Source organism: Pseudomonas sp. PDM19 (assembly GCF_014852215.1).
GTDB lineage: Bacteria > Pseudomonadota > Gammaproteobacteria > Pseudomonadales > Pseudomonadaceae > Pseudomonas.
On the sequence record NZ_JACVBG010000001.1, the window covers coordinates 949,257 to 965,227 of the forward strand.

Here is a 15,971-nt window from a genome sequence, read left to right on the forward strand (position 1 = left end):
GTATGCATCGCAACGACGATAGGCAGAACGGCTGGCGCATGCCTGCCGAATGGGTCAACCACGCGGCGACCTGGATGGCATTCCCGCATAACCGTCCGCTCTGGGAGGGCGGCTGGCACGTGACCCTGGAGCAGGTGCAGGAAGACTTTGCCCGCGTCGCCAACGCCATCGCTCGCTTCGAGCCGGTGAAACTGGTGGTGGACCCGTCCGCCATGGCCCGCGCCGCCGAGCTGTGCGGGGCCAATGTCGAGCTGGTGCCGCTGCCCATCGACGACAGCTGGTGCCGCGACTCCGGGCCGACCTTCGTCTGTCATCCGCAGCACGGCGTGGCCGGTGTGAGCTGGCGCTTCAACGCCTGGGGCGGCAAGTCCGAACACACCCTGGACGAAGGCCTGGGCCGCCGCATCCTCAACCACCTCGGGCTCGATTGCTTCGGTACGCCGCTGGCCAACGAAGGCGGGGCGATCCACGTGGATGGCGAGGGCACGCTGATCACCACCGAGTCGGTGCTGCTCAACCCCAACCGCAACCCCGGCGTCAGCAAGCGCGAGATGGAGGAAATCTTCAGCCGCCTGCTGGGCGTGACCAAGACCATCTGGCTGCCGGGCGACCCGCAGTACGTCACCGGTGACATGACCGACGGCCACGTCGATGGCGTGTGCGCCTTCGCTCGCCCCGGTGTGCTGCTGGTGGATGCGACTCACGATGCTTCCAGCACCTACGCCGAAGTGGCGCGCGAAAACCGTCGTGCACTGGAGCTGGCCACCGACGCCAAGGGCCGTTCGTTCGAACTGATCGAGCTGTTCGAAGCCAGCGCAGCGGTGGACCCGGAGGCGGAAGTCTTCTGCGCGTCCTACACCAACTTCTACCTCGCCAATGGCGCGGTGATCATGCCGGCCTATGGCATCGCCGCCGACGACGAAGCCGCCGCCGTGCTGGCCCGCGCCTTCCCCGGCCGCGAAGTGGTGCCGGTGCGCATCAACAACCTGGCCCATGGCGGTGGCGGCGTGCACTGCATCACCCAGCAGCAGCCGGCCTGGCCGCTGGGAGGCCTGTGATGGGCAAGCTGACTGTCGCTGTCCTGCAGTTTTCCTGCAGCTGGGACCTGCCGCGCAACCTCGCCGAAGCCGAGCGCCACGTGCGCGCGGCTGCAGCGGCGGGGGCGAAGCTGATCCTCCTGCCCGAGCTGTTCGCCACGCCGTACTTCTGCATCGAGCAGGACCACGCCCACCTCGCCCTGGCCCAGCCTTATGACGACAGCCCGCTGCTACAGCGCTTCGCCAACCTGGCGGCGGAGCTCAACGTGGTGCTGCCGATCAGCTGGTTCGAGCGCGCCGGCAACGCCTACTTCAACTCGCTGACCGTGGCCGACGCCGATGGCAGCCTGCTCGGCGTGTACCGCAAGACGCACATCCCCAACGCCATCGGCTACCAGGAGAAGGAGTACTTCAGCCCCGGCGACACCGGTTTCCGCGTCTGGGACACCGCCGTCGGCCGTATCGGCGTGGGCATCTGCTGGGACCAGTGGTTCCCCGAGACCGCCCGCTGCCTGGCGCTGCAAGGCGCGGAGATGCTGCTGTTCCCCACCGCCATCGGCTCCGAACCGGGCGCCGAACAGCTGGATTCCCGCGACCACTGGCAGACCGCCCAGCGCGGCCACGCTGCCGCCAACCTGCTGCCGGTGCTGGCGGCCAACCGCATCGGCGAGGAAGTGGCGCCCAGCGATGACGCGCTGCGCATGCGCTTCTACGGCTCGTCCTTCATCACCGACCACAAGGGCGCGCTGCTGGCCGAGGCCGGGCGCAACGAGGCCGCCGTGCTGGTACGCGAGCTGGACCTCGGCCTGGCCCGCGAGGAGCGCCTGACCTGGGGCGTGTACCGCGACCGCCGCCCGGAAATGTACGGCCCGCTGCTCGGCCTCGACGGCCGCCACCTGCACCCGCGCTGGCAAGGAGTCTGACCATGAACAAGCAACTGCTGATCGGCGCGCTGGGGTTGTCCCTGGCGTGCACCCTGCAACCGGCCTCGGCCGAAGAGAAGGTCCTGCGCCTGTTCAACTGGGCGGATTACTTCGCCCCCGACACGCTGGCGAACTTCACCCAGGAAACCGGCATCCGCGTCATCTACGACGTGATGGACAGCAGCGAGACGCTGGAGGCCAAGATGATGGCCGGGCACAGCGGCTACGACCTGATCTTCCCCGGCGATACCGTGGCCGAGCGCCTGATGCGCGCCGGCGCCTTGCAGAAGCTCGACGACAGCAAGCTGGAACACCTGGGCGATATCGAGCCGGGCCTGCAGAGCCTGCAGACCAAGTACCCGTACTCGCGGCATGCCGTGGTGCCCTACACCTGGGGCAGCATCGGCCTGACCTACAACCAGGCGAAGATCGAGCAGCGCATGCCTGGCGCACCGGTGAACAGCCTCGACCTGATGTTCAAGCCGGAGCTGGCCAAGCACTTCGCCGACTGCGGCATCTCGATGATCGATTCGCCGGATGAGGTGCTCGCCGTGGTGCTCAACTACCTCGGCCGCGACCCGCGCAGCGGCAAGCCGCAGGACCTGAGCGATGCGCTAGCGGTGCTCAACGGCATCCGCCCGTACATCCGCAAGTTCCAGTCGCAGCCGGTGACCCAGCTGGTGAATGGCGACCTGTGCCTGTCGCTGGGCTACAGCGGCGACGTGATCCAGTCGCAACGCGCCGCCATTGATGCGAAGAAGCCCGAACGCTTCGAGTACCGCGTACCGCGCGAAGGCACTTCGGTGTGGATGGACACCATGGCCATCCCCACCGACGCGCCGCACCCCGAGTACGCCTACGCGCTGATCAACTACCTGATGCGCCCGGACGTGATGGCGGCGATCAGCAACGCCACCGGCTACCCGACGTCCAACGCCAAGGCGCGGCCGATGGTCGAGGCGAGCATGCGCGACAACCCGGACATCTATCTTGATGAGAAGGCCTACGCGCGACTGTTCCCCGGCAAGGACATCCCGCAGCGCGACATGCGTTCGCGGATGCGCACCTGGACCAGTTTCAAGACCGGCACCGGTGGTTGAGGAGGCGAAGATGATGACACGCAGGAACCTGCTCGGCGCCGGCATGACGCTGGCGACGGGCCTCGGGCTTGGCCTGGGCCGCGTCGCCCTGGCGGCGAAGCCCTGGTACATGCCCGACGAGCACCGCAAGCAGGAGCGGGTGTTCGTTGCTTACGCGGCGAGCCCTGACGTCTGGGAAGACATCGCTCCGGACGTCAATGCCACGGTGGCGCGGCTGGCTCGCGCCATCGCCGAGTTCCAGCCGGTGACGGTGCTCTGCCGGCCGGAGCAGCAGGCCGAGGCCAAGCGCGCGTGCGCTGGCCAGAACATCGACTTCCTGCCGGTGCCGGTGGATGACATCTGGGTGCGCGACTACGGCGGCTGCTTCCTGGTCAATGATGCGCCGGGCGGCCTGGCGCTGGCCGACTTCAATTTCAACGGCTGGGGCGGCAAGCAGCACGCCGAGCGCGACCGTGAAGTGTCGGCAGCGCTGGCCGAGGACGTGGAGGCCAAAGCCCTCGTCAGCGAACTGTGCGGGGAGGGCGGCGGCATCGAGGTGGACGGCCACGGCACGGCCATCTTCACCGAGAGCTGCTGGCTCAACGACAACCGCAACCCGGGCTGGACGCGTCCGCGTATCGAAGCGGAGCTCAAGCGCATGCTGGGGCTGCGCAAGGTGATCTGGCTGCCGGGCATTCGCGGCAAGGACATCACCGATGCGCACGTGGACTTCTATGCGCGTTTCGTCGAGCCGGGCGTGGTGGTGGTCAACCTGGACAACGACAAGCGTTCCTACGACTACGAGGTTACCCGCCGGCACCTGGAGATACTGAAGAACGCCACCGACGCCGATGGTCGCAAGCTTGAACTGCACAGCCTGCCACCGCCGATGAACCCCAAGCCGAACGCCTACAACCGCGACAACCCGGACTTCGCTGCCGGCTACATCAACTACCTGCCGGTGAACGGCGGGGTGATTGCGCCGAAGTTCGGCGATGCGGCGGCGGACGAGCATTGCCATGCCTTGCTCAGCGAGCTGTACCCGGACCGCGAGATCGTGCAGCTGAACATCGACCCGATTGCTGCTGGGGGCGGTGGCATCCACTGCGTGACGTTGCAGATGCCGGCAGTGTGAATCAGCCGCCGGCCCAGGGACGCGCACCGGTTTCCTGGCGGGATTGCTCCGCCTGCCGGGCGTCGACTCCGGGCGCGGCGTTGCCCCAGGTATTGCGGATGTAGGTCAGCACGGCAGCGACCTGATCGTCGGCCAGTCGCCAGTCGAACGCCGGCATCCCCGCTCCGGTGGGGTTGCCAGCGGTGCGCGGGCCATCGCTGCCGTTGAGCAGCATGCGCAGCAGCGAAGCCGGATCGCGCGCGTTGACCACCGGGTTGCCGGCGAGCGTGGGGATCATCTGCCGCACACCGGAACCGTCGCTGACGTGGCAGGCGCTGCACTGGCTGTCGTAGATCCGCTTGCCCGAAACCATGGCGGGTGCAACGGAGGACAACTGCTCGGCCCGAGGCTTGACGCTGGCGGGAAGGGTCTTGAGGTATTCGGCGATGGCGGCGAGGTCTTCCTCGGTCAGGTACTGGGTCGAATTCTCGATGGCCTCGGTCATCGGGCCGGAGGCCACGCTGAGCTGGTTGGTGCCGGTCTTCAGGTACAGGACGATGTCATCGGTGGTCCAGTGGCCAAGCCCGGTATGCAGGTTGCCTGTCAGGTCCGGGGCGTGCCAGCCGGCGAGTACGGCGCCTTGCAGGGAGTCCTCGCTGTCGCCGCCGAGGAAGTTCACCGCGGTGTGGCAGACCGTGCAGTGGCCGGGGCCGTTGACCAGGTAGTCACCGCGATTGAACGCGTCGCTCCGGCGCGGATCGGGCTCGAAGGGCGTCGCGCGGAAGAACAGCAGGTTCCAGCCGGCGAGCAGCCAGCGCTGGTCGAAGGGGAACGGCAGCTGGTTCTCGACCACTGCGTTGCTGACCGGCGGCAAGGTCCTGATGTACTGCCACAGGTCCGCCAGGTCCTGGTCGGTCAGGCGGCCATACGCGGTGTAGGGCATCGCCGGGTAGAGATAGCCGTGGCTGCCTTTGCCGTGGCGGACCGCGCGGTCGAACTGCTCCTGGGTCCAGCCGCCGATGCCGGTCTGCGGGTCGGAGGTGATGTTGGAGGACAGCAGTGGGCCGAAGGGAGTTTCCAGACGATAGCCGCCAGCGAAGGGTTGGCCGCCCGGTGCGCTGTGGCAGGCGACGCAGTCCGCCAGATCGGCGATGTAGCGGCCGCGCTCCAGCTGTGTTTTCAGGGCGGAGGCGGCGAGGCTTCCGCGGGTCTGCGGGTAGCGTTGCTGCAGGTCGTAGGCCACTGCGCCGGCATAGCCCAGCCCGACGAGCAGTGCAGTCACCGCGAGGATGGACAGCGCACGTTTCGTGGTTGTTTTCATGGGATGTCCCTCAGCTCACCAGTGGGCGGGGTTGCCGCAGGTAGTCGCCGACGATGGCCCTGGCGGTCCACAAGGCCAGGGCGCACAGGGTGCCGGTGGGGTTGTAGCCGGCGTTGTTGGGGAACGACGAAGCACCCAGGACGAACAGGTTGTGGGCGTCCCAGTGCTGCTGGAACGGGTTGAGCACCGAGGTGCCGGGGTCGCTTCCCATCACCGCTCCACCGATGGTGTGTGAGCTGTCGTAGGCGCGGAAAGGTGAATTGTGCTGGGCGGGGAAGGCGACGGTTTCCCAGCTGCGGGCACCGAGTTCGCGGCAGATGTCCTCGATCTTCAGGCGGATGAACTCGGCCATGCGCCGGTCGTTCTCGTTGTAGTCGAAGGTCATGCGCAGCAGCGGTAGGCCATTGGCGTCGCGGTAGGTCGGGTCCAGCGAGAGGTAGCTGTCGGCGTGGGAGTAGGACGTGCCCTGGCCCTGGATCTTCGCGTAGTTCTGGTAGCTGTGACGGAAGGCCTTCTTCCACTCGCTGCCCCATTGCCGCGTGCCGGGAGGGATACGGTCGGCCATGCCGATCGGCGTGCCCTGGTCGGACAGTGCCTGGATGCCGGCGCCGCCGATGAAACCCAGGCCCGTGTGGTCGAAGTTGTCGCCGTTGAAATCATCGATCTGGGTGGACAGCGCGCCGGTGGAGATGAAGGGGTTCATGTACTCGTCGTCGAAGTACAGGAACCCGTACGACATGGTCTGGTAGCTGTAGGCACGGCCCAGGGTGCCGCTGCGATTCGCCGGGTCGTAGGGCTGGCCGATCCCGGAGAGCAACAGCAGGCGCACGTTGTCCAGCTGGTAGGCCGCGATCACCACGATGTCCGCCGGCTGGAAGCCGACGCCACCAGCCGAGTCGAGGAAGGTGACGCCGGAAACGCGGTGGTCAGCCCGGAGCTTTTCCACCCTGAGCACCGTGCATTCGGTGAGCAGGGTGAAGTTGTGGCGGTCCATCAGCGCCGGTATCACGCAGGCGTTCGGCGAGGACTTGGACCAGTTGCCGCAGTCGTAGAAGCCGCAGTAGCCGCAGTAGGTGTAGGGCGCGAGGTTGATCCCCAGCGGGTTGGTGTAGGGCGCTCCGAGGGTGCCGGCGGGGATGGGGAAGGGGTGGTAGCCCATGCGCTGGGTGGCCGTGTGGAACAGTTCGTTCCAGTGCGAGCGTTCCAGTGGCGGAGTCGGGTATTCGCTGCTGCGCGAGCCTTCGAACGGGTTGCCGCCGGCAACGGCGTGCCCGTCCAGCACGCCGGCCTTGCCGGAAATGCCGGCGATCTTCTCGAAGCGGTCGTAATGCGGCTCCAGGTCGTCGTAGCTGACGCCCCAGTCCTGCAGGATCAGGCCATCGGCCAGGGGCATGCCGGCGTAGCGCTCGCGCACCCGCGTGGCCATCTGGAAGTCTGCCGGCGAGAAGCGCCAGGCGTTGGCCGCCCAGTGCTTGCCGGCGCCACCGACGCTGTTGCCCATTTGCCAGCTGTTCCAGTCGCGCCCCGGCAGGGCGGTCTCCGAGGGGGCATTGCGGAAGGTCAGGGTTTCCACGCCCGGCGGCCGGAGCGCCTCGCGGCGCACGCCGTAGCGCAGTTCGTCCGCTGTGATGTTCGGCGGGTAGTTGCGATGGGCCTGCTCCCAGGCCCCGCGGTCGATGGCGACCACATTCAGCCCGGCGCGGGTCAGCTCCTCGGCCATGAGTGAACCGGACCAGCCCAATCCGACGATGACCACATCGGCCTTTTCACGGGTGTAATGCATGACGGTGGCTCCTTTCGCGGAACGCGGACTCAGATGCGCCCGATGAGGCTGACGGGCTGGATATCCAGTGGCTGCCCCTTCAGGGCTGCGACGTCGCGGTAGTCGTAGCGGGCGCCGGGAAAACCGATCATCTTCCAGCCCGCCATGTCGCGATTGCCGCCGTACACGGGGTCGGCGAGGAAACCTTCGCGGACGTTGGCCAGCAGCAGGGCGAAGAAGGTGTCGGAGGGCTGCAGCGAGAAGGCGATGCGCCCGGCTTCCAGGTCTTCCAGGTAGCGGTCCTGGTCATCGGTGGAGAGTTGCGAGAAGGACTTCTCGAAGCGGGCCCGGCAGTCCTTCTCGACTTCAGCCAGCCCGGTCCGGTAGCGGTCGGCCGGCGTCAGCGGACCCTGCTCGCCCTGTTGCGCGCTGCCCGGCAAAAAGGGGGACGACGCGTAGCGCGCCGTCCCCTTGCCATAGTCGCCGGCCAGTTGGTGGTCGATGAAGGTGACGCAGCCCGCTTCGGAAGCGCTGATGGACAGCTCGTCGGCGGGGATCAGCCGGTCGAAGATGGCCTTGATCTGGGCAGCCTCGTGCTCGTTGAAGAACACCCGCAGACGCGGGTCGACCGGCAAGGGCGGCGCGGTATCGGCGGCGGTCCAGCGCCGGCTGCCTGTGAGGATCTGGCTGGCGGCGCCGGCGGGGCGCAGCAGGGTGGCGAGCGTAGCGCTGCCAATCAGGATGAGTCCGGACTTCAGTGTATGTCGACGATTCATGAAGTATTTCTCCAGTACGCATCGGCCGTGGTGATCGAACAGGCGGACGGCCAGGGGTTCATGGCCGGGGCTCGAGGACCGATGTCGTTGAAATGCAGGAGCGTGCCGTGGATGCAGTCGCAGCGAATGAACGCAGCGAACGCCTGGAGCAGCGTCGCGCTGGGGCAGTGGCGGGGGAAGTGGGGCGGACTGAAGTTGTGAAGTTGTTGGTTGATATGAAAGGCGTGTTGTAGGAGCCGCAGGAAAAGTCCTGGGAACTTTATGGTTTGAAAGACTGCTTTTGTTGTTCTTTATAACGCTGCAGATAATTAACTGCGCCGAAGGAAGTTCCGGGTGTGGCGTCCATTAATTGAACGCGCATGAATCAATCGAGCGCTACCAGCTTCATGGGATGGGCAGAGCATCCTGTCGGCGCGGCGTCAGCCGAATGCCGCGTTCAACAGGGCCGGCAAGGCGACGCCCGCTGCACTGGCGAGGGCGAAATCACGCTCGCCGTGCAACGGGCCGGGGGCGGGGTTGACGTGCAGGACGCTCGCGCGCAGGCGCCAGGCGATCTCGGGAATCTCCGCTGCGGGGTAGACCACGCCGGAGGTCCCGACGGAGATCAGCAGGTCGCACTGTTCGGCAGCCTGGAAGGCGTGGGTGATGGCGTCCAGCGGCAGGCTTTCGCCGAACCACACCACGCCGGGGCGCAGCGGGCCGCCGCAATGGGCACAGGCCGGCGGTTGCACGCGGCGGCCGGCCTCGGGTTCGTCCGGTACCGGCAGCGGCGCAACCGGCTCGCGCTGGCACTGGAAGCAGCGCGGGAGTTCCAGCTGGCCGTGCAGATGGGTGACGTCCTGGCTGCCGGCGCGCTCGTGGAGGTCGTCGACGTTCTGGGTGATCAGCGTGAGCCTGGGCACCTTGCTCGCCAGCGCGGCGATGGCCAGGTGCGCCGGGTTGGGCTGGGCACGGTGGACGACGCTGCGGCGCCATTCGTACCAGCCCCAGACCAGCGTCGGGTCCGCGCGGAAGGCTTCGGCGGTGGCCAGGGAGGCCGCGTCGAAACGCTCCCACAGCCCGGTAAGGCGATCGCGGAAGGTGGGGATGCCGCTCTCGGCGGAAACACCAGCACCGGTGAACACCACGACGTGACGGGCCTTGCGCAGTGCATCGATGAGCGCGGAATCGAGGATCATTGCGGGGCTTCCTGGGGCGTGGGCGCGCTTTCCAGGCGATTGCGCCCGGCGGCCTTGGCGCGGTACAGCGCGCGGTCGGCGGCTTCGATGAGGGCCTGTGGGGTGCTGTCGCTGCCGCTCGGCAGGGTGGCGATGCCGATGCTCGCGGTGATGCGGCCCAGGGGGCTGCCGGCGTGGGTGAGGTTGGCCCCCTGCAGGCGCTGCATGAATTGCTGGGCCACGGCCAGGGCGCCGTCAGGACCGGTGTTGGGCAGGATCACCGCGAGTTCCTCGCCGCCGTAGCGCGCGGCCAGATCGGCGGGACGCCGCACGCTGTCGGCGAGGACGCGGCCGATGCGCCGCAGGCAGTCGTCGCCGGCCGGATGGCCATAGGTGTCGTTGAAGCGTTTGAAATGATCCACGTCGATCAGCAGCAGCCCCAGTGGCGAACGTTCGCGGTGGGCGCGGCGCAGTTCGGCGAGCAGGTGCTCGTCGAAGCTGCGGCGGTTCTCCAGGCCGGTGAGCGGGTCCCGCGAGGCGAGCACTTCCAGCTGCCGGTTGGCCTTGAGCAGGTCCTCGCGGGCGTCGCGCAGCAGGCGCTCGGTGCCGATGCGGCGTTGGATGGCGAGGATCAGCAGGCTGCCGATGACCACGATGACCATCAGCAGGCCGAAGGCGATGGCCACCGTGCGCAGGGCGTCGGCGGCCCAGGCGGCGAGGGCTTCGTCCTTGCCGAGGGCGACCGAGGTCACCAGCGGGTAGCGCTCGTTCTTGCGGAAGGCGTAGATGCGCTCGATGCCGTCCAGCGAGGAGGCGAAGGTCGCGCTGCCGACCGTGGCGCTCTCCAGATACTGGGTGAAGATCGGCGAGCGCGACAGCACGCGGCCCATGTCGCTTTCGCGGAAGGGGTAGCGCACCAGCACCTGGCCGTTGCTGGTGGCCACGCCGATGGCGCCGGTCTTGCCGATGTCGATCTTGCCGAACAGACGGAGGAAGTCCTGCACGCCGAGGGTGGCGACTATCACTCCGGCGAAGTTGCCCTGGGCGTCGTTGTAGCGGCGGCTGACCGTGATTACCCAGACGCCGGTGGCGCGGCTGTGGATCGGTTCGCCGATATAGGCGTCCAGCGAGGGATTGTCGCGGTGGTGGATGAAGTAACCGCGGTCGGCGCTGTTGGCACCGGGCGGGAAGGGGCCGTTGGAAGTCATCAGCCAGTTGCCCTGGGCATCGTAGATGCCGACGCCGTTGAGCTGTGCGAGCAGGTGTTGCTGGCTCCGCACCAGGTCGTTCAGCCGTTGCAGCTGGGGCGCGCCGCGTCCCTCGTGCTCCAGGCGTTCGGCCAGGCCGAGCAGCAGCATGGAACTCTGGGTGACGATGCCTTCGACGTAGGTATCCAGCGCCTGGGTGAGGTTGAGGTTGTGCGTGGTGGTTTCCGCCAGCGTGCGCTCGCGCGCCGACCACAGCTCCCACGCCGTGGCGGCGGCCACGGCAAGGCTGATGATCGACAGCAGGAGGATGGCAAGACGGATGTCGCGTTTCACTCTGGCCTCGTTGGGTCGGTCCCTGTGGCGGTTGCCGTGCTTGGCGGGCATCGTCCGCAGCGAGTGCAGGGAGACGCCGGCCGCGCTCACCGGGTTACGTGTCGTTCGTCAGACGCCCTGCATACCGCTGAGTTGCACACGGTTGTGACCTTTCTGCTTGGCGACGTACAGGTGCTGGTCGCAGCGGGCGAGCAACTCGCGTGGCTCCTGCAGCCCGCTTTCGTTGGCCATGGCTGCGCCGAGGCTGATGGTCAGGTGGCGCAGGCTGTCGGGCCGGTAGAAGTGCTCGATGCCCAGGCTCGCCACCTGTTCGCGCAGCCGTTCAGCGACGCAGCGCAGGTCCTCGGCGCTGGTCGCCTCCAGCAGGATGGCGAACTCCTCGCCGCCATAACGATAGACGTTGGCGCGCCCGCCGCGCAGGGTGCCCACCAGGCTTTCGGCCACCTGGCACAGGCAGCGGTCGCCGGCCTGGTGGCCGTAGTGGTCGTTGTAGGGCTTGAAGTAGTCGATGTCGGCCATCAGCAGGGCGAAGGGCCGCCCGTGGGCACGCATGCCGTGCCAGCTCTCGTTGAGCTGCAGGTCCAGCGAGCGGCGGTTGCCCACGCCGGTGAGGCCGTCGGTGGCGGCCAGCTCCTGCAGGCGCAGGTTGAGTGCTGCCAGCTCGGTGCGCTGGCGTTTTTCTTCGAGGTCGGCGAGGAAGGCCTGGCGCACGCCCTTGATGTTGGTCCAGCTGATGAACAGGCTGAACAGCGCGATAGGCAGGTAGACCAGGGTGAAGATCAGCAGCGGCTTGGCGGCGCCGTCGTGGATCAGCCAGACGTTGTAGAGAATGATCGCCGTGATGATCGCCGAGACCAGCGCGATGCCCTTGAAGGAGTAGCGCACGCCGAGATTGCCCAGCAGCACGAACACCACCGAGGCATAGAGGAAGAACGGCACGTCCGGCGAGGCGCTGCGCTTGAGCAGTTCGAACCAGGCGATGGTGGAGATGATGTCGTGCACCGGCATCAGCAGGTCCATCACCAGCACGCTGCGGCTGAAGCGGAACACCAGGAAGATGTTGATCAGGCCGATCAGGCTGAGGCCTGTGCGCAGGAACAGCGATTCCCTGGCCATGTCGGGGATGAGCAGCGCGTCGGCCAGTACGTAGGAGTCGTAGGCGGCCATGGCGATGAAGTTGATCGCCAGCAGGAAGCGCCGGTAATGCTGGATCACATACGCCTTGTAGGCATCCTGCAGGCGCGGTGGAATTCTCCCCTGGTATTGCTGCCGGGGAGGAACGGCGGGGAACTCGGGTGCGGTCATCGAGAGTGGGAGCCTGTGTCTGCCATCCAGGGCGAATGCTGGCCAAGGGCTAGAGTAGGGTGCGGCACCATCGCCGTCCAGCGGGGCGATGCACAGGCTGTACCAAAACGTCGGTTCCCGCGGATTGGCTCTGTCATCGGGGTCGCTAATGGATCTTTATAGGGAGCCAATGCGGCGGCATGATGACCGCCATCATCTGCTGTCGAGGCCTGACATGTACGTACCTGCGCATTTCGAGGAAACCCGCCCGGACGAGCTGCACCGGCTGATCCGCGACTATCCCCTGGGCATCCTGGTCACCGGCCATGACGGCCTGCTGGACGCCAACCACCTGCCGTTCGAGCTGGAGCTCACCGGCGAGAAGCCGCTGCTGCGCGCCCACGTCGCCCGCAACAACCCGGTCTGGCAGGAGGCCGACGGCGAGGAGGTGCTGGTGATCTTCCGTGGCGAGCATGCCTACGTCTCGCCCAACTGGTACCCGAGCAAGCACGAGGCGCACCGCCAGGTGCCGACCTGGAACTACCAGGTGGTGCACGTTCGTGGTCGCCTCAAGGTCATGGACGAGGAGCGCTTCGTGCGCGGTGTGGTCGGGCGCCTGACGCGCACCCACGAAGCGAGCGAGGAGAAGCCCTGGAAGATGAGCGACTCCACCCCGGAATTCATCAGCGGCATGCTGGCGAACATCGTCGGCATCGAGGTGGAGATCGGCGAGATCATCGGCAAGTCGAAGCTCAGCCAGAACAAGGAAGTGCGCGATCGCCTGGGTGCCGCCGAGCGGCTGGAGCAGCTCGGCAGTGGCGAGCTTTCCGCGGCGATGAAGGGCGCGCTGGGCTGAGTCCGTGCCGTTGAGGCCCGTTCCAGACATGTCCGCATGTTTCGAAGGGTTGGCGGATCGGCTGCGTGGAATGTAATAATATTACAATTAACTCGCAATCGATCTCGCCCATGACCTCCGCACTGAGCCCCGCAATACCTTCTATTGCCAAAACCGCCACGCGACTCCACTCCATCGACGCCCTGCGCGGGCTGGTGATCCTCTTCATGCTGCTGGACCACGTCCGAGAGACGTTCTACCTGCACCTGCAGGTGAGCGACCCGATGGACGTGACCCAGACCGACCCCGCGCTGTTCTTCAGCCGCACCCTGGCGCACCTGTGCGCGCCGGTGTTCGTCTTCCTCACCGGGCTTTCCGCTTTCCTCTATGGCGAGAAACACGAGGGCCGCGCGGCGGTCTCGGCCTTCCTGTTCAAGCGCGGGCTGTTCCTGGTGCTGCTGGAAATCACCCTGGTGAACTTCGCCTGGACCTTCCAGTTTCCGCCGCAGGTCATCTACCTGCAGGTGATCTGGGCCATCGGCCTGAGCATGCTGGCGCTTTCCGCGCTGATCTGGCTGCCGCGCGCCGCGCTGGTGGTGCTGGGAGTGGCGCTGGTGGCCGGGCACAACCTGCTCGATGGGCTGCACTTCGCGCCCGGCCACTGGGCACACGTGCCCTGGGCGGTGCTGCATGACCGCGGCTGGATCGAGGTGGGCGATGCGCTGCGCTTGCGCACGTCCTATCCGTTGCTGCCGTGGATCGGGGTGATTGCCCTCGGGTATGCCGCCGGCCCCTGGTTCGGTCGTTCCGCCGATGCTGCCCGGCGCACCCGCAACCTGCTGCTGGCGGCGGCCATCGCGCTGGGCGGATTCATCGCCCTGCGCCTGAACAACGGTTATGGCGAGAAGCCCTGGGGCGATGGCGATACCGACCTGCAACTGCTGATGAGCTTCTTCAACATCACCAAGTACCCACCGTCGCTGCTGTTCCTGGCGCTGACCCTGGGCATCGGCCTGCTCCTGCTGGTGTTCTTCGAGCGCCGAGGGCAGGGCGCACTGGCGCGCTGGCTGGCGGTGTTCGGCGCGGCGCCGATGTTCTTCTACCTGCTGCACCTCTATGTGCTGAAGCTGCTGTACCTGGCCGCCGCGGCAATCTGGGGGCTGAACCACGGGCAGTACTTCGGCTTCGATTCGGTGTGGGCGGTCTGGGTTGGTGCGCTGGTGCTGATCGTCGCCCTGTACCCGCCGGTGCACTGGTTCGCCGGGCTCAAGGCCCGTCGTCGCGATATTGCCTGGCTGAAGTACCTGTGAGGCTGCGCAGTTCCGCTGTGCTGCTGGCGCTGTCCGCGCCGGCGTTCGGCGCGGCGCAGGAGGAGTCCGGCGGTTTCGTCGAGGACAGCCGCTGGAGCCTGCTCAACCGCACGGTGTTCGACCAGCGCGAGTACCGCCACGGCGACCGCAACAGTGGCGCGCGCAATGCGTACAAGCCGCGCAGCGAGCGCAATGGCTATGCGGAGGAGTGGGCCTACGGGCTGATGGGCAGCCTGCAGTCAGGCTTCACCCAGGGCAGCGTCGGATTGGGGTTGGACGCCCACCTCTACCAGGGCGTGCTGCTGGACAGCGGCGGTGGGCGTGCCGGCAAGGCACGGCTGGTGGGCCTGGATAACGAAGGCCACCCCAAGGACAGCTTCGCCCGCGGCGGCGCGGCGTTGAAGGCGCGGATGTCTTCGACCACCCTTTGGTGGGGCGAGCAGCGGGTGAAGACGCCGGTGTTCAGCTCGTCCGACAGTCGCCTGCTGCCGGAAACGGCCACCGGCTTCTTCCTCTCCAGCGAGGAGTTCTCCGGGCTGCGGCTGGTGGCCGGGCACTTCACCGAAAGCACCGATCGCAACGCCTCCAGCCATGATCGCGGCTTCGTGGTGAACTACTCCAACGCCCGCCAGGGCGATGCCTTCGACCTCGCGGGCTTCACCTACGCGCCAGCCAAGTCGGCAAGCCTGAGCCTCTTCACCTCGCGCTACGAGGACAGCTGGCGCCAGGACTACCTGGGCGGCACCTTCAGCCAACCACTGGGCGCGGGGCAGGACCTGTCGCTGAACCTCAACCTCTACCGCACCCGAGACACCGGTCAGGCGCTCTCCGGGCGTATCGACAACACCACCTGGAGCCTGCTCGGCGGCTACGGTTTCGGCGCACACCGGCTCAGTGTCGGTTACCAGCAGGTCGAGGGCGACACGCCGTTCGACTACGTGACGCGTGGGGCGATCTTCCTCACCAATGCGGTGCAGCTATCGGACTTCAATGCGCCCAACGAACGCTCCTGGCAGTTGCGCTATGACCTGGACCTGGCTTGCTTCGGCGCGCCGGGGTTGTCGATGGCGGCGGCCTACGTGCGTGGCACGGACATCGATGGCAGCCACGTCAACCCGCGTGGCGGCTACGCGTACCTGGGCTACGGCGAGGGCGGCAAGCACTGGGAACGCGACCTGATGCTGCAATACCGCGTGCCGGAAGGCCCGGCCAAGGGGCTGCGGCTGGTGCTGATGCACAACAGCCACCGCGCCAATGCTGCGCAGGCGGAGCTCAATACCGATCAGCTGAGGGTTGCCGTGGAATACCCGCTGGACGGCGGCTTCTGATCAGAGCCCGCCGAGCAGGTCGTGGGCGTCGAGCAGGCGCCAGGCGATCTCCGGGTTCCTCTCCAGGCCCCGGCGGATCGCGGCGGGTATGGCCTGGCGGGTCTTGCGACAGAGACCGGGCTGCTCGTCGAAGTCGAATTCGATGCCGCGCATGGTGCGCACTTCGTTGAAGCCGGGGGCGATGTGCAGGCGGATGCCGAGCTGCTCGTAGAGCTTGTGCTGCATGCGCTGCAGGTCGGACAGGTCCTTGAGGTTCTCCAGCCGCTCCAGCAGGCGCTGCTCCTCGTGCCGGGTGAGCAGCAGGATGCGCAGGTCGGCGTCGGGCTGTTCCAGCAGGCGTTCCCGGTCGCAGTTGCAGGCGCCGGGCGGGCATTGCTGGCGGAGCGGGGGAGTGGCGGTCATGTCCCGATCATAGCGGGGGATCGGGGAATTGCGCAGGGAGATTGCTCTTTGTAGGGGCGAGGGGGACGCCTGGCTCTTGCTCGCGAACGAATTTCCCGGCAC

15 protein-coding genes are annotated in these 15,971 nt (G+C 67.0%); 8 read left to right on the top strand and 7 right to left on the bottom strand.

Translation table 11 applies throughout. The features are described 5' to 3' along the window. Positions 1 to 2 precede the first annotated feature (2 nt). Genes IB273_RS04085 through IB273_RS04100 form a run of 4 tightly spaced genes read left to right on the top strand, consistent with a single transcriptional unit; the run spans position 3 to position 4,174 of the window. Positions 3 to 1,058 carry an agmatine/peptidylarginine deiminase gene (locus tag IB273_RS04085; protein WP_192223312.1) on the top strand — a complete coding sequence of 352 codons (1,056 nt, stop codon included), beginning with the start codon at positions 3 to 5 and terminating at the stop codon, positions 1,056 to 1,058. Next, positions 1,058 to 1,960 (top strand): N-carbamoylputrescine amidase, encoded by a 903-nt coding sequence (gene aguB / locus IB273_RS04090; RefSeq protein WP_192223313.1) that lies wholly within the window; start codon positions 1,058 to 1,060, stop codon positions 1,958 to 1,960. The genes IB273_RS04085 and aguB overlap by 1 nt, the downstream gene beginning before the upstream one ends. A 2-nt stretch (positions 1,961 to 1,962) precedes the next feature. Further along, a complete protein-coding gene (locus tag IB273_RS04095; protein ID WP_192223314.1) occupies positions 1,963 to 3,060 on the top strand; it encodes an extracellular solute-binding protein in 1,098 nt (365 codons plus the stop codon). Between the two features lie 10 nt (positions 3,061 to 3,070). Continuing rightward, positions 3,071 to 4,174, top strand: coding sequence for an agmatine deiminase family protein (locus tag IB273_RS04100; protein ID WP_192223315.1), 1,104 nt, complete (start codon positions 3,071 to 3,073; stop codon positions 4,172 to 4,174). A 1-nt stretch (position 4,175) separates the two neighbouring features. Here IB273_RS04100 and IB273_RS04105 read toward each other — a convergent pair whose 3' ends face one another. Genes IB273_RS04105 through IB273_RS04115 form a run of 3 tightly spaced genes read right to left on the bottom strand, consistent with a single transcriptional unit; the run spans position 4,176 to position 8,012 of the window. Then, positions 4,176 to 5,474: a cytochrome c gene (locus tag IB273_RS04105; RefSeq protein WP_192223316.1), complete on the bottom strand. Its 1,299-nt coding sequence runs from the start codon at positions 5,472 to 5,474 to the stop codon at positions 4,176 to 4,178. A gap of 10 nt (positions 5,475 to 5,484) precedes the next feature. Next, positions 5,485 to 7,257, bottom strand: a complete 1,773-nt coding sequence (locus IB273_RS04110; protein WP_192223317.1) for a GMC family oxidoreductase — start codon at positions 7,255 to 7,257, stop codon at positions 5,485 to 5,487. A gap of 29 nt (positions 7,258 to 7,286) precedes the next feature. Further along, positions 7,287 to 8,012 carry a gluconate 2-dehydrogenase subunit 3 family protein gene (locus IB273_RS04115; protein ID WP_192223318.1) on the bottom strand — a complete coding sequence of 242 codons (726 nt, stop codon included), beginning with the start codon at positions 8,010 to 8,012 and terminating at the stop codon, positions 7,287 to 7,289. Here IB273_RS04115 and IB273_RS04120 point away from each other — a divergent pair. After that, on the top strand, positions 7,998 to 8,213 hold the full coding sequence (locus IB273_RS04120; protein WP_192223319.1) for a hypothetical protein: 216 nt from the start codon (positions 7,998 to 8,000) through the stop codon (positions 8,211 to 8,213). The genes IB273_RS04115 and IB273_RS04120 overlap by 15 nt on opposite strands. Before the next feature lie 218 nt (positions 8,214 to 8,431). Here the strand turns inward: IB273_RS04120 and IB273_RS04125 are convergent, their stop codons facing one another. The 3 genes from IB273_RS04125 to IB273_RS04135 form a co-directional block, all read right to left on the bottom strand. Then, positions 8,432 to 9,190 (bottom strand): SIR2 family NAD-dependent protein deacylase, encoded by a 759-nt coding sequence (locus IB273_RS04125; RefSeq protein WP_225610073.1) that lies wholly within the window; start codon positions 9,188 to 9,190, stop codon positions 8,432 to 8,434. After that, entirely contained in the window at positions 9,187 to 10,710 is a 1,524-nt protein-coding gene (locus IB273_RS04130) for a diguanylate cyclase (RefSeq protein WP_192223320.1), read from the bottom strand. The genes IB273_RS04125 and IB273_RS04130 overlap by 4 nt, the downstream gene beginning before the upstream one ends. A gap of 108 nt (positions 10,711 to 10,818) precedes the next feature. After that, complete coding sequence (locus tag IB273_RS04135; RefSeq protein WP_192223321.1) at positions 10,819 to 12,015, bottom strand: GGDEF domain-containing protein; 1,197 nt, start codon at positions 12,013 to 12,015, stop codon at positions 10,819 to 10,821. A gap of 214 nt (positions 12,016 to 12,229) precedes the next feature. Between IB273_RS04135 and IB273_RS04140 the strand changes: the two genes are divergently transcribed. The 3 genes from IB273_RS04140 to IB273_RS04150 all read left to right on the top strand — a co-directional run bounded on the left by IB273_RS04140 (position 12,230) and on the right by IB273_RS04150 (position 15,467). After that, complete coding sequence (locus IB273_RS04140) at positions 12,230 to 12,850, top strand: FMN-binding negative transcriptional regulator (protein WP_192223322.1); 621 nt, start codon at positions 12,230 to 12,232, stop codon at positions 12,848 to 12,850. Positions 12,851 to 12,960: 110 nt separating this feature from the next. Then, the gene (locus IB273_RS04145) at positions 12,961 to 14,139 is read left to right on the top strand and encodes a DUF1624 domain-containing protein (protein WP_192223323.1); all 1,179 of its coding nucleotides are present in this window, start codon (positions 12,961 to 12,963) and stop codon (positions 14,137 to 14,139) included. Then, entirely contained in the window at positions 14,136 to 15,467 is a 1,332-nt protein-coding gene (locus IB273_RS04150) for an OprD family porin (protein ID WP_318652463.1), read from the top strand. Before IB273_RS04145 ends, IB273_RS04150 begins: the two co-directional genes overlap by 4 nt. Here IB273_RS04150 and IB273_RS04155 read toward each other — a convergent pair whose 3' ends face one another. Further along, positions 15,468 to 15,869 carry a hypothetical protein gene (locus tag IB273_RS04155; protein ID WP_081520547.1) on the bottom strand — a complete coding sequence of 134 codons (402 nt, stop codon included), beginning with the start codon at positions 15,867 to 15,869 and terminating at the stop codon, positions 15,468 to 15,470. Positions 15,870 to 15,971: the final 102 nt, after the last annotated feature.